Origin of the sequence: Paraburkholderia phytofirmans PsJN, from assembly GCF_000020125.1 — a bacterium.
Taxonomy (GTDB): Bacteria; Pseudomonadota; Gammaproteobacteria; order Burkholderiales; family Burkholderiaceae; genus Paraburkholderia; species Paraburkholderia phytofirmans.
Window position 1 is genome coordinate 3339225 of sequence record NC_010681.1, and the last position, 13743, is coordinate 3352967.

The following is a 13743-nucleotide window of genomic DNA, read 5'->3' on the forward strand; positions in this document are numbered from 1 at the left end:
CGCTGAAGGGTCCTGCTGAAATCGTTTACCGGCCCACGAGACCCGCGAGGCCCGTCAAACGATCTACAGATGCGGCACCGAAGCCGGCAATTCGCCGTGCGGCGCGGCGAGCGGCTCGCCTTCCATATGGCGCATGCCATGCGAGCACAGCAGCCGGTACAAGGTGACGCGCGAGATGCCGAGCTCCTGGGCGGCGTCGCCAAGCCGCCCGCGGTGACGCAACAGCGCCAGCTCGATAGCTTGACGTTCGGCCGCTTCACGCGCCTGCGCAAGAGACACCGGCACGATCTCCACATATTCGGCGAGCTCGAGATCGCGCGCCGTGATCGCGCGCCCTTCCGACATCACGATCGCGCGCCGCACGCGGTTGATCAGCTCGCGCACATTGCCCGGCCAGCCGTAGTTATGGAGCGCCGCGATCGCGTCCGGCGCGAAGCCGCGCAAGCGACGACTTGCATCCTTCTTGAAACGTTCCAGCATATGGCGCGCGAGCAGTTCGATATCCTTACCGCGCGCGCGCAGCGGCGGTTCATCGATCTGCAATACGCACAGACGGTGATAGAGGTCGGAGCGGAACCGTCCTTCGATCATCGCCGCGGTCATATCCACGTGCGTGGCCGAGATGATGCGCACGTCGACGTCGATCGCGCCGTGCCCACCCAGCCGCTCCACCTTGCGCTCCTGCAGGAAGCGCAGCAGGCTCGCCTGGCTTTCGAGTGGCAGGTCGCCGATTTCGTCGAGGAACAGCGTGCCGCCGTTCGCCGCTTCCACCCGGCCGATCTTGCGTTGATTGGCGCCGGTAAACGCGCCGCGTTCATAGCCGAATAGTTCGGATTGCAATAGATGCGGCGGGATCGCGCCGCAGTTGATCGGCACGAAAGGCGCATTGCGCCGCGCCGAGCGTTCGTGAATCGCGACCGCCGTCAGCTCCTTGCCCGTGCCCGATTCGCCCGAGATGAAAACCGGCGCGTCGGTCATCGCCACTTTGCGGATCGAACGGAACAGCGCGAGCATGGCGTCGCACGAGCCGACCATTTCGCCTTCGGCGCCTTGCGATGCATCGTTGGAAGCCGTTTCGCCGAGCGAAATCATGCCGTACGCATGACCCACCGAATCGACGATCCTGTCGCCCGAATACGGCACCGTGACGTAGTCGAAACAGTAGTCGCGCACGAGCCGGCGCAACGCGGCGTCTTGCAGTTGTCCGGGCATGGTGGCCGCGACCCAGCCCACGTTCGGCATGGTCAGGCAGGATTCGAAGGCAGCGATTTCGTGTGGCTGAAATTCGCTAGACAGATCAAGCAGGCCGCCGGCCGCCATTCCGGCGCGAACAGCGCGGCGCACGTCGCGCGCCGACCCCACGACTTCGACATGCCAGCCGCGCTGGTGAAACCGAGTATTCAGCTCCGCGCTCGGATCGCGCGAAACGTAAATCAGTTGCCGCGTTGCGGGTTCCATTATTCAGATCCTCTCGTCAACGAACGTTAAGGATGACGCACGCACCTGAAACAAGTTCAGACACGCTGACTCATTCGGGATTCGCGATATAGCAAAAACCGAACGGCCATTCCATTCCGTGCGGACAGCTGATCCCCAAGAAAGCGGCGTGTGTGTTTGAGACGGCCCGTTAGCGGGCTTTTTTAAATTTGAAGCTCTTTTTCGAGAGCTTACTATACGCGCGCCGCTTGGAAAACAATTATGCGAATTTAATCGCTCACACCATACCCGGCGCGGCTCCGCGGGCAATAACCAGTTATTCAGCCGACGAATAAAAAATTAGTGGAAGCGCTTTTCCTCGCGTTGACCCAAGGTAGTTCATACCGCCCGAATTAACGAATTACAGGTATTTTCTGCTCACCGTTTCAGCGCTGAAACGTTTTTGCCAGATTTCTTATTTGTGACTCCGGCGTTTCGATTCGCATCCTGATCCATCAATGGATTGCGAGCGATGGCACACGTTTCGCTAAATGCCGTGCACCAAGGAGACACATCATGCGACTCGCTTTCCGCATCGATCTGGGCAGCGTTGCACCATGCGCGGCACTTTGCACCGCAATCGCGCTGGTCATGCTGCCCATTGGCGCCAACGCACAGGAAGCCGGACAGGCTCCATCCGCCACGCTGACGGAATCCACCGATGCAGGCTCCGCCACCGTCCCGAACGCCTCGCTCGCCACCCCCGCTTCAGCCGATACGACGACGCGCGCCGCCACCCTGTTCTCGCAGCTTGCCGCCAACGTGCTGAGCATTCCGGCCGATGGTGCATCCGTGAACGATTTTTCGCTCGACGACCAGGTGCTCTCGCGGCAACGCGGCGGCGCGGTCGGCATGGTGATGGTGGCCGCGACGCCGCAGCTCATGCGCGGCAATGGCGGCAGCGGCAACAACGTGACGCTATGGGACGAGATCGCCCCGCCCTCGCCTTTACCGATTCCGATCGACGCGGCGCGCGCCGCCCAGGGCAACGTCGCCAACTATCAAAGAAAGTAGCCGACGAACTTAGCAAAGCAGACAGGGGTGGCGGTGCGGCCAATGCACCGCCCGCAGGCAAGACAACAAGACATAAGCAAGGACCGACATGACTGCCTCAAACCGGACGCCGCACGCACGCAGGTCGCGGGTGTCGTCGCACACCTCGTTGCCGTCGGCGCTGGCAAGCGTGCTGGTCCTGTTCAGCGCCTCGTTTGCCGTCGACGCCTTGGCTCAGCAGGCCGCCAATCCCGGCGACATCATCGTCGAGCGCACGGTCACCCCGCGCGACGCCTTCGTGCCGGTGCCGAGGAGTCAGGAGCCGGTCGCCGTGCGCGCCACCACTTTCCCGGCTAACTCGTTCAATCCGGCCGTCGCCCAGATCGTGGGCGATACCGATCTGACGAATGCGCACGGGTCGAGCGGCGTGGCGGACGGTGGCGTACTCGGCGGCACCGGCATGCAGGCGGTGACCCAGATCCTCAGCGGCAAGGCAACCGGCAACAACGTGGCGCTCAATTCCGGCGGTATCGGCCTGCCCGCGCCGGGCATCGGCGGGACCATTACCTCCACGGTGACGGGCTCGCTGGCGCCGCTGTCGAACGCGCTCACCGGCGCGCTTGGAGGAATGAAATGAGCCCGCTCGCGCATCCCCTCATGCTTCGGACGCTGCAGGCGGCGCTGTGCGTCTGCATGGGCGCGGCCCTGGTGGCGAACCACGCCCACGCGCAGTCCGTACCGACGATCGGCGCCACCTCGACCATCGCCAACGGCGCGGCGGCCGGCGTGACGGGCGCGTTCGCCGTCAACGAAACGGCCGGCCTGAACAACGCGCAGGCCAATCAGATCACGGTGTCGAACGGTGGCGTGGCCGGCAACGACAACGCCAGCGTGCAGAGCGCCGCCGTGGCCGCGAAGGTCACGAACGCGCGGGCGTCGATCGAAGCCAATGCTTTTTCGAATTCATCCGGTGCGGTGCTGGTGAACCAGTCCGCCGGAGCAGGAAATCTGCAGCGCAACAGTACCCAATTGGGCACTGCGGCGCTCGGAGTCGAGACCGTCGCGGATGGGGAGCTATCCGCGACGGCCGCGAAAAACGGAGGTCTGGGGCAATCAGCGGGGATTCACAGCGTACGCGAAGCAACGATTTCAGATGATGCCTTCAGAAACATCAGCGGGATCGTGCAGATCAACCAGACGGCCGGCGCCGGTAATGCCACGGCGAACAGTTTTGTGCTCCGTCCCCCGGCGGGCACTTTTTTTAACTGACCAAACTTAAAGTATCGGAGCGAATCATGAAGCGCACTCTTATTGCCGCAGCCGTTCTCGTTGCCGCATCCGGCAGCGCGTTTGCCGCACCGCAAAAGGCCTATCTGTTCAATGCGACGCTGGTCGGCGAAGCGGTCGGCATTGAAGGTCTGGTCGGCCTGTATGGTTGCGTCCACGTGTCCAGCACGGCCGGCGCGGTCGTCAACAACAACCAGTCGGTCAACGTCAACGCGACGCTCAACCCGCAATCGCAGAGCTATACGACCGGCCGCGTGACGACTACTTACAACAACAATAGCTCGTCGATCAAGGGCGGCGGGTCGGTGTTCGCCGTGGCGTCGCAAAGCCACTCGACTTCTTCGTCGAGCGCGCAGGGCTATCAGGCATCGGGCGGCTATGTGTACGGCAGCCACAGCAGCTCTGTCGCGGGCGGCGGCTATCAGACCAGCCAGCAGGCAGCGGCGATCACGGGTGGCTTCACGCACACCAGCCAGAATTCCGGCGGCCACATCGCAGCCGGCGGTTCGATCGGCGGCAACTACAGCTATTCGGGCATCAACACGCCGTTCGGCGGCGGCGGGTCGTTCCATGCAGCGGGCGGACTGCAGGCCGGCTACCGGGAATCGAGCTACTCCAACTCGTCGGGCGTAGCCGGCGGCTTCGAGGCATCGGAAGCATCCGGACAGGGCAAGGTGTGGGGCTACAAGGCCAGCGAAGGTTCGGGCTTCGCGGCGGTCGGCGAACAGTCGTCCGGGTACACGAGGAGCCGGACCTCGTCCAGCGACGCTTATGCCGCCGCATTCGGCGTCGACGCGAGCCTCACCACGACCGACGTGACAACCCGTGGCTCGGTGACGCAGCACATCAACACGCAAGCGGCCGGCACGCTGAACGCCACCACCGGCGCCAACGCGGCCAACGGTGTCTCGGGCAACCTGGGCATCAACATCGCGGAAGGTATCAGCAACGCCCAGAGCAATGACGTGTCGCTCGCCTCGGTCGACATCGGCAACGTGTTCGGCAATGCGCAGATCTTCAGCACGCAAGCGTCGAGCGGCAACGCCCGGATCAACAACTTCAATCTGAATGCGTCGATCGGGGACGGCTCGCTGTCGGGTGTGACCGGCAACGTCGGGGTGAACGTCGCCTCGGGTATCGGCAACGTGCAGAACAACAGCCTCGCCGGCGCCGTGACGACGACCAAGCCGGGCAACGCGCTGACCACGGCGATGGTCGCCACGGACGACAACTCGCAAACCGCCGGCATGACGGTGACGGGTCAATTCCAGGGCACCGCGATGCTGGGTTCCAACGCGCTCGCCAACGCATCCGGCAACATCGGCGTGAATATCGCCGGCGGCGCGGGCAACCTGCAGCACAACGGCCTTGCGATCGCTGCGCTGAACAGCGGCCACTAAGCCGGCGACAGGCACAAGAAAGAAGCCAGCAAGCAGTTGGGGGAGGACGCGCTGGCAGCCATCGCAGCGGCCGGCGCGTATAGAAGGGGGAGACCAGCATGTTGGGGTTCCGGTGGTACCCGGCACTACGGTTCGCCGTAGCGCTGGCCAGCTGCACGCTGTGCGTGGGCCAGAGTTACGCGCAGTCGAGCATCGACACGTCCACGCTGGCGGGCGTTCCGTTGAAAAAGACGGTGCGCTCGATGAAGGACATCCGCTACAGCCACATCGTCAATCAGCAGTTCGACTACAGCTGCGGCGCGGCGGCGCTGGCGACGCTCCTCAAATACGGCTATGGCATCGATATTCCGGAAACCGAACTGATTCGCCGGATGATGGTGTTCTCCACGCCCGAAGTCGTTGTCAAGAATGGCTTCTCCATGCTCGACATGAAGAAATTCGTCGAGACCATCGGTTTGCGCGGCCGCGGCTTCCGGGTCAACGCCGACGCGCTCCAGCACTTGCAGATTCCCGTGATGGTTCTGATGAACATCGACGGGTACGAGCATTTCGTGATCGTCAAGCATGCGCAGGACGGCCGCGTGTTCATCGCGGATCCTGCCCTCGGCAATCGCATCGTGCTCGAAGAGGACTTCATGCGGACCTGGAACGGTCTGGTGTTCGCGGTCCTCGGCAAACCCTTCAGGGAGGATTCCCCGCTCTTGCAGGACAACGAGTCGCTCGCGCTCAAGCTGCGCGCCAGCGCGCTGGCCAACGGCACCGCTGCGACTCCCTTCGTCGAGTACGGCTTGATCAAGGCAGACCTGTTCTGAACCAACCATGAAGCAACACCTCACCCAACTCGGGCTCGCGCTCTGCACCGTGATGTGCGGCTTGAGCGGAACAAGCGGCAGCGCCCAGGCGGCATCGGGCGCCGGCTCGCCGCCGTTGCCCGAATTTCTCGCTTCTCATGACAGCGGCTCCGCCGCCGTCAAGGTGCAGATGGTGGACGACGACGTCCTCGCCGGACAGACCGGCAAATATGCCGGCGCCACGATGATCTCCGGCTTCGTTCTGAACATCATCTCGCAATGGCAACTGCCCAACGGCGTGACCGCCGTCGCCCAGGGCACGCTCGGCGCGGCGCAGAACGCGCTCGGCCAGGTGACGACCACCGTCAGCACGCTCGCGAGCGTGAGCGGCGGCGGCCCCGGCAGCCACACCAATGCCGCCAGTTCGGGAGCCGATCCCAACGCTCACGTCAATGGTGGCCAGAGCATCACGGTCAACGGCGTTTCACAAGTGACCCAGGTGGCAGGCGACCGTAACAGCGGCGCCAATTCCGCGCTCATCGATTTCAATAACAACGCCGCGACGCTGGCGGGCACCGCCAATGCCCCGTCAGCCACGGCCAGCAATTCGACCGGCTCCGTCAAAGCCGGCATCTCGTTCGGCAGCAACGGCATCAGTGTCGTGCTGCAGACGCCGGCTGGGCTCGCCACCCAGACGGTCACGCCGGGCAACGGGCAAATCGCCCAGTTGCTGCAGATCGCAGGCAATAGCCAGCAAGTCGCCAACGCATTGCAGCTGCATTTGCAAACTCAGCCAATGTCGGCCTCGATGATCCGCCAGTTAGGCGTACTACAAGCGCTGCAAAACAGGAGGTGAACACGCGGGCCGCCACCCGCCGACCGTAGCAAGGCAGTACACGTCAGGCCGCGCATCGTCAGGACCGGGGGTGCGCGGCCCGAACACCGGGGGAATACAAAATGAACAGTCTTTCGTCGAAGAAGGTGCCACGCATGGCACTGGCGGCCATTCCGGCCGCCGTCATGCTGTTGGCGCTTTCGCAAGAAGCGAGCGCCCAGGCGCTCGCTGGACAATCGATCGAAGAACGTCTGAATACGTTGATGCGGGTCGTCGACGAGCAACAGCGGCAAATTCATTCACTCGAGCGCCAGGTGACCAATCTGGAAATGTCGCAACGCGGCCGAGGCGTACCGGGTGCCGGCGCGTCGGCGGGCAGCGAAGCCGTGGCCGAACAGCCCGGCGCCGACGGTTTGCCGGTGCCGCTGCCGCTGCTCGCCCAGGTCAGTCCCGGCGCGCCCGCGACTGGCGGCAACACGGGCACGGCGACCGGCGTGCCCGTCTATCCACCGACGCCCGCAGGCAGCAGCGCAGGCGGCCTGCCGCCGGCCAGCGACGGCAGCGGTGCGGTCGGCCAGACGCAGAAAGCGGCCGAGCCGGTGCGCACGCAGGCCGAGGAAGCGGTCGTGCAGCGCGAGCATGCCCCGCTCTTCGACCACAAGCTGACAATGGACTGGGGCATCAGCGACACCTACTACGATCGCCGCCAGCTGCAGTTGTCGGGCTTCCTCGCTCTCGACGCGATTTTCCTCGGCAACATCAATCTGGGCGAGACCAAGTCGCACCAGGTGATGGCGGATCTCGATACGCGCTACGGCCTGACCGACCGCATGAGTGTCGATGTCGACGTGCCGTACATCTACCGCCATAGCAACTTCATTGTGGGCGGCGCGGGCGGCGCGGCGAGCACGATGTCGGATGCCTCGGTGAACGGCAGCAATATCGGCGACGTCAATTTCGGGATCTACTACCAGTTCCTGAAGGAGACCAACAGTCTGCCGGACGTGGTCGGCAGCCTGCGCATCAAGGCGCCGACCGGCACCTCGCCGTTCGGCGAGAAGCTGGTGCAGCTGGACGCCAACAACACCAATCTGGTGGCGCCGGGCAAGCTGCCCACCGGCACGGGCTTCTGGAACATCACGGCCGGCGTTTCGCTGTTGAAGACCTACGACCCGGTGGTGCTGTTCGGCAGCCTCTCTTATACCTACAACGTCGCGCGCTCGTTCGCGGATATCTCCTCGGTGCAGGGGCAAACCCAGCCGGCCACCGTCAAGCTCGGCGACATCGTGCAGTTCGGCGGCGGCGTGGCGCTCGCATTCTCCGACAAGGACTCGGCCAGCATCTCCTACACGATGGCGCTCGCACCCGAATCGAAGACGCGCGCCCCCGGCGGCTCATACGAAAAGGTGCCGGGCAGCGAGACGACGGCCGCGGCGCTGAATTTTGGCCTGAACCACGTCGTGAACAAGCACCTGACCATCAACGGCTCGGTCTCCGTGGGCTTGACGCCCGACGCGCCGAACTTCGTGGTCGGCATGCGGTTTCCCTACACATTCTGACGTGTCAACGAAACGAGGTCGAACGTGCGTGAATCACCTCATCTGACCAGTGTTGCTCCGGCCGCCGGAGCGGGATCGGGGGCGCAGCGGGCACGGGCGCTGCCGAACGGGACGGCGGCGGGCTGTCCCGTCGATGCCGCGACAGGCCGGCCTTCGGCGGTAGTGTCGACGGTCGGCGGCGCGGCGCCGTTGGCCGCGGTGGCCAATGCCGGCGTCGAGCGCTTGCTGCTGTATGTGGCGCGCACACCGGACGACACGCTGATCGCGCACCTGAAAAGCCGTGGTTGGCACGTCCTCGCGGCGCGTTCGGCGCATGAACTCGGCCGGCTGGTGAAACCCGATGTGGCTTGCGCCGGCATCGTCGATCTGGCGAGCTTTCCGCCGCGCGACCTCGCCGGACTCGAAACGAGCTTGCGCCAGCAGCAGGTCGGCTGGATCGCGCTCGCCACCAGCGAACGGCTCAACGATCCGGTGGTGCGGCGCCTCGTGCGCCACTACTGTTTCGACTTCGTCAAGGTGCCGGTGGCCAACGCCACGGTCGACTATCTGGTCGGCCACGCATACGGCATGGTGACGCTGTGCGAGCCCGAACTCGCGCCGCCCGTGAGCGAGTCGGGCGACGAAGAAATGGTCGGCACCTGCGAAGCCATGCAGCAGCTGTTTCGCACCATCCGCAAGGTGGCCAACACCGACGCGAGCGTGTTCATTTCCGGCGAGTCGGGCACAGGCAAGGAGCTGACTGCGCTCGCGATTCACGAGCGCTCGCCGCGCCGCAAGGCGCCGTTCATCGCGATCAATTGCGGCGCGATTCCGCACCATCTGCTGCAATCCGAATTGTTCGGCTATGAGCGCGGCGCATTCACCGGCGCGAATCAGCGCAAGATCGGCCGCGTCGAGGCCGCCGACGGCGGCACGCTGCTGCTCGACGAAATTGGCGATCTGCCGCTCGAAAGCCAGGCGAGCCTGCTGCGCTTTTTGCAGGAAGGCAAGATCGAGCGGCTCGGCGGACGCGAATCGATTCCGGTCGACGTGCGGATCATTTCCGCCACCCACGTCGATCTGGAAGGCGCAATGCGCGACGGCCAGTTCCGCGCCGACCTGTTTCACCGGCTCTGCGTGCTGCGGGTGGACGAGCCGCCGCTGCGCGCGCGCGGCAAGGACATCGAAATTCTCGCGCAGCACATTCTGCACAAGTTCAAGACCGACAGCGCGCGCAAGATCCGCGGCTTCACGCCGTCCGCGATCGAGGCGCTCTACAACTACAACTGGCCCGGCAACGTCCGCGAGCTGATCAACCGGGTGCGCCGCGCGATCGTGATGGCGGAGAACAAGCTGATTTCCGCCGACGACCTCGATCTCGCGCACTTCACCGCGCAGCAGACCATGACGCTCTCGCAAGCGCGCGAGGCCGCCGAGAAGCGCGCGATCGAGGCGGCGCTGCTGCGTCATCGTCATCGGTTGAACGAGGCGGCGGCGGATCTGAATATTTCGCGCGTGACGCTGTATCGCTTGATGGGCCAGCACGGGTTGCGCGAATTGAGCTCCGCCGACGAGAAGGCGGCGTTCGGCGCGGGCGATGGCGCGCCGGTGTGAGGCGGCGCAGTGTGGATGCGGTCGGTGGTTTCTTGAAGCCGCGTGAAGCCGCGTGCTGCGCGTGGGGCGCGTGGTGCGTGTCACGCAGCGAAATCGAGCAGCCGCGCTGCGGATAGCGCATGGCTTGGCCGGGCGCGTCCCGGCCGACTGCGCGGTCACGCACCGAAACCCGCCTCCGCGGCCCAAACCCCCGCGTCAGGTAGAATCAGTCCGGTTACGTTCCCCTTTCCATTCGATGACGACGCTCACCCTGATCGTCGCTCGCGCCAACAATGGCGTGATCGGCCGCGACAACCAGTTGCCCTGGCGACTTCCCGAAGACCTCGCGTTCTTCAAGCGCACCACCATGGGCGCGCCCATCATCATGGGACGCAAGACGCACGAGTCGATCGGCCGGCCGTTGCCGGGACGCCGCAACATTATCGTGACACGGGATGCCACGCGGCGTTTCCAGGGCTGCGACGCGGCCACCACGCTCGAAGACGCGCTCAAGCTCGCCGCTCAGGACCAGGCGCCGGAAGCGTTTCTGATCGGCGGCGCGCAGTTGTATGCGGAAGGTTTGCGGCAGGCGGACAAGCTGATCATCACCGAGATTTCCGCCGACTTCGAAGGCGACGCCACTTTCCCGGCGCTCGATGAAAACGAGTGGGAAGAAGTCGCGCATGAAACGCATCGCGCGGATGCGCCGAACGATTTCGACTACGCGTTCGTGACGTATAAGCGCAAAGGCGCTTAAAGATTTCTTCGACTTAAGACACCAACGCCGCGCGCAGAGCAAACAATCGGCGCCGCCGCCCGATCAGGCATAAAAAACGCCACGCAGTGACTTGCGTGGCGTTCTGCTTTTTACGGGTCAACTGAAAACGCGGCGGGACCGCGGCTAAACCCGCTTACTGCCCCGCGATCGTCATCCGTTCGATCAGCACCGAGCCGGTCTGCTTGGTGCCGCGCGTGATCGTATCCGCGCCGATCGCGACGATGTGGTGGAACATCTCCTGCAGCGTGCTCGCCACCGTGATCTCCTCGACCGGATACTGGATCTTGCCGTTCTCGACCCAGAAGCCCGACGCGCCGCGCGAGTAGTCGCCGGTCACGTAGTTCACGCCTTGGCCCATCAGTTCGGTCAGCAACAGGCCCGTGCCGAGCTTGCGCAGCATTTCTTCGAAGTCGTCTTCGGGACGCGTGTTCGAGCTGCGCAGCGACAGGTTGTGCGAACCGCCGGCATTGCCCGTGGTCTGCATGCCGAGCTTGCGCGCCGAGTACGTGGACAGGAAATAGCCTTCCACCACGCCGTCTTTCACTACCGAACGCTGTTTGGTGCGCACGCCTTCTTCGTCGAATGGCGCGCTGCCCATGGCGCGAGCAATATGCGGGTCTTCGACCACTTGCACGTGCGGCGCGAACACCGGCTTGCCGAGACTGTCGACGAGGAACGAGGTCTTGCGATACAGCGCGCCACCGCTCGTGGCCTGCACGAATGCGCCGAGAATGCCCGCGGCGAGCGGCGCTTCGAACAGCACCGGCACCTTGCGCGTATCCAGACCGCGCGCGCCGATGCGCGCCAGCGCGCGTTGCGCCGCGTAACGGCCGACTGCTTCCGGATCGGCCAGTTCTTCCGCGCTGCGAGTGGACGTGTACCAGTCGTCGCGCTGCATGTTGCGGGCGCTGCCGGCGATCGGCGCGCACGCAATGTAGTGGCGCGAGTACGGATAGCCCGCCAGGAAGCCGCGCGAGGTGGCCAGCACGAACTGCGAGTGCTGCGCCGAGACGCTCGCGCCTTCCGAATTCTTGATCTGCGGATCGGTCGCGAATGCGGCGTCTTCGGCGCGGCGGGCGATTTCCACCGCTTCGTCCGCGGACAGATTCCACGGGTGATAGAGATCGAGGTCGCGCGGCGCCGTTTCCAGCAACTCCGCCTCGGCGAGACCCGCGCAATCGTCTTCCGCTGTGAAGCGGGCGATGTTGTAGGCCGCCGCAACCGTGTCCTTCAACGCCTGCGATGAAAAGTCCGAAGTGCTCGCATTGCCGCGCTTGTTGCCAATGAACACCGTCACGCCGACCATCTTGTCGCGGTTGTGCTCGATCGTCTCGACTTCGCCGCGCCGCACGGAGACGGACAGGCCGTCGCCTTCGGAAATCTCGGTCGCCGCGTCGGTTCCGCCGAGCGACTTCGCGTGACGAAGGATGTCCGAGGCGATTTCCTTCAGTTCATCCTGGGTATGCGGAAAAAAGCGCTGCTTGACGTCCATGTCTGCTGCCATTGTCGTTGCCGTCCTGTTCGGGGCCGAGCGGCCCTGGGTGGGTTCGCTATGTTGGCTGGGTCTGCTGTTGTGTTCGCACCGGTCACGTCCGCGCCTGACGCCTGCGCGCGTGTCTGGCGCGTGTATCCGTTACCTATCCCGCGATCATAGCAAGGTACGCGACGCCGTACCTGGCATTCGCTGCGCCTCGCGTCACGTCGGCCGGGCACCGCCTAAGGCGCAGCATTGTCATCGCTTCGCCATGCGCGAGATCTTGCGCGCGGCGGCACCGCGGGTTCGGTGGGCGCGGCACGTTACAATATCGGCATGACACGCAAAACCCGCATTCAACCCATCGAATCCGCCGAGCCGGAAGTCGACGAGAACGGCTACGACCGTCCCAGCAAGTCCCAGCTCAAGCGCGAAATGCACGAGCTGCAGGAACTGGGCTCGGCGCTGATCGCGCTGCCCAAAGACGCGCTCAAGCGCATGCCGATGCCCGAAAAGCTCGACGACGCGGTGCGCGAAGCGCGCCGCATCACCGACCACGAAGGCAAACGCCGCCAGGTGCAATATGTCGGCCGCGTGATGCGCTCGCTGCTGGACGAGGAAACCGCCGCGCTGCGCACCGCGCTCGACACCTACAACGGCGTCAACAAGGCGGAAACGGCCAAGCTTCACTGGATCGAACGCACCCGCGAAAAACTGCTCGCCGACGACGCCGCGCTGACCGATTTCATCCGCCAGCACCCGAACGCCGACCCGCAGCAAGGCCGCACGCTGATCCGCAACGCCCGCAAGGAAGCGCTGCAGAGCAAGCCGCCGCGCTACTTCCGCGAACTGTTCCAGTGGATCAAGAACGCGGACGGACCGTCCGCGCAAACCGATTCCGACGCCGACAACGCCCTGGACGAAGACGACGATGACGACCGCGACGCCTAAGGCGGCACGCAAGCACCCCGACGAAATCGTGATCGGCCTCGTGTCGATCAGCGACCGCGCGTCCACCGGCGTCTACGAGGACAAGGGCATTCCGGCCTTGCAGGAATGGCTCGGCGCGGCGCTGACTTCGCCGTGGCAAGTGGTCACGCGTCTGATTCAGGACGACGCGCCGACCATTTCCGCCACGCTGACCGAACTGGTGGACGAAGTGGGCTGCGATCTGGTGCTGACCACCGGCGGCACCGGCCCGTCGCGCCGCGACGTGACGCCCGAGGCCACGCTTGCCGTGGCCACTAAGGAAATGCCGGGTTTCGGCGAGCAGATGCGGCAGATCAGCCTGAATTTCGTGCCGACGGCGATTCTGTCGCGCCAGGTCGCGGTGATCCGCGAAACGGCGGAGCACGCGGCGCTGATCGTCAATCTGCCGGGTCAGCCGAAGTCGATCAAGGAAACGCTGGAAGGTTTGCGCGACGCCGAAGCAGGCGGCGCGGTGAAGGTGCCGGGCATTTTCGCCGCGGTGCCGTACTGTATCGACCTGATCGGCGGACCGTACGTTGAAACCAACGCCGACGTGGTGAAGGCGTTCCGGCCGAAGAACGCACAGCGCGCGCCCCGGCCGGCTTAGTT

General features: G+C 64.6%; 13 protein-coding genes. 11 read left to right on the forward strand and 2 right to left on the reverse strand.

Annotated features, from left to right (window positions below):
- Positions 1–63: 63 nt before the first annotated feature.
- Positions 64–1458, reverse strand: coding sequence for a sigma-54 dependent transcriptional regulator (locus BPHYT_RS14655; protein ID WP_012433929.1), 1395 nt, complete (start codon positions 1456–1458; stop codon positions 64–66).
- A gap of 534 nt (positions 1459–1992) precedes the next feature.
- Here BPHYT_RS14655 and BPHYT_RS14660 point away from each other — a divergent pair.
- From BPHYT_RS14660 to BPHYT_RS14700, 9 genes are all read left to right on the forward strand, one after another.
- On the forward strand, positions 1993–2490 hold the full coding sequence (locus tag BPHYT_RS14660) for a hypothetical protein (protein WP_012433930.1): 498 nt from the start codon (positions 1993–1995) through the stop codon (positions 2488–2490).
- A gap of 88 nt (positions 2491–2578) precedes the next feature.
- Positions 2579–3106, forward strand: coding sequence for a hypothetical protein (locus tag BPHYT_RS14665; RefSeq protein WP_012433931.1), 528 nt, complete (start codon positions 2579–2581; stop codon positions 3104–3106).
- Entirely contained in the window at positions 3103–3738 is a 636-nt protein-coding gene (locus BPHYT_RS14670; RefSeq protein WP_012433932.1) for a hypothetical protein, read from the forward strand. Before BPHYT_RS14665 ends, BPHYT_RS14670 begins: the two co-directional genes overlap by 4 nt.
- Before the next feature lie 26 nt (positions 3739–3764).
- A complete protein-coding gene (locus BPHYT_RS14675; protein ID WP_012433933.1) occupies positions 3765–5156 on the forward strand; it encodes a hypothetical protein in 1392 nt (463 codons plus the stop codon).
- 98 nt (positions 5157–5254) lie between these two features.
- On the forward strand, positions 5255–5968 hold the full coding sequence (locus tag BPHYT_RS14680; protein WP_012433934.1) for a C39 family peptidase: 714 nt from the start codon (positions 5255–5257) through the stop codon (positions 5966–5968).
- A gap of 7 nt (positions 5969–5975) precedes the next feature.
- On the forward strand, positions 5976–6803 hold the full coding sequence (locus BPHYT_RS14685) for a hypothetical protein (protein WP_012433935.1): 828 nt from the start codon (positions 5976–5978) through the stop codon (positions 6801–6803).
- 101 nt (positions 6804–6904) lie between these two features.
- Positions 6905–8341: a hypothetical protein gene (locus tag BPHYT_RS14690; protein WP_012433936.1), complete on the forward strand. Its 1437-nt coding sequence runs from the start codon at positions 6905–6907 to the stop codon at positions 8339–8341.
- A 24-nt stretch (positions 8342–8365) separates the two neighbouring features.
- Entirely contained in the window at positions 8366–9934 is a 1569-nt protein-coding gene (locus tag BPHYT_RS14695; RefSeq protein WP_012433937.1) for a sigma-54 dependent transcriptional regulator, read from the forward strand.
- Between the two features lie 235 nt (positions 9935–10169).
- Positions 10170–10670, forward strand: a complete 501-nt coding sequence (locus BPHYT_RS14700) for a dihydrofolate reductase (protein ID WP_012433938.1) — start codon at positions 10170–10172, stop codon at positions 10668–10670.
- A 154-nt stretch (positions 10671–10824) separates the two neighbouring features.
- Here BPHYT_RS14700 and pmbA read toward each other — a convergent pair whose 3' ends face one another.
- Entirely contained in the window at positions 10825–12195 is a 1371-nt protein-coding gene (pmbA, locus tag BPHYT_RS14705; protein WP_012433939.1) for a metalloprotease PmbA, read from the reverse strand.
- 306 nt (positions 12196–12501) lie between these two features.
- Between pmbA and yjgA the strand changes: the two genes are divergently transcribed.
- Both yjgA and mog read left to right on the forward strand, forming a co-directional pair.
- Positions 12502–13116, forward strand: a complete 615-nt coding sequence (gene yjgA / locus BPHYT_RS14710) for a ribosome biogenesis factor YjgA (protein WP_012433940.1) — start codon at positions 12502–12504, stop codon at positions 13114–13116.
- The gene (gene mog / locus BPHYT_RS14715; RefSeq protein ID WP_012433941.1) at positions 13097–13741 is read left to right on the forward strand and encodes a molybdopterin adenylyltransferase; all 645 of its coding nucleotides are present in this window, start codon (positions 13097–13099) and stop codon (positions 13739–13741) included. Before yjgA ends, mog begins: the two co-directional genes overlap by 20 nt.
- The last annotated feature ends 2 nt before the right edge of the window (positions 13742–13743 follow it).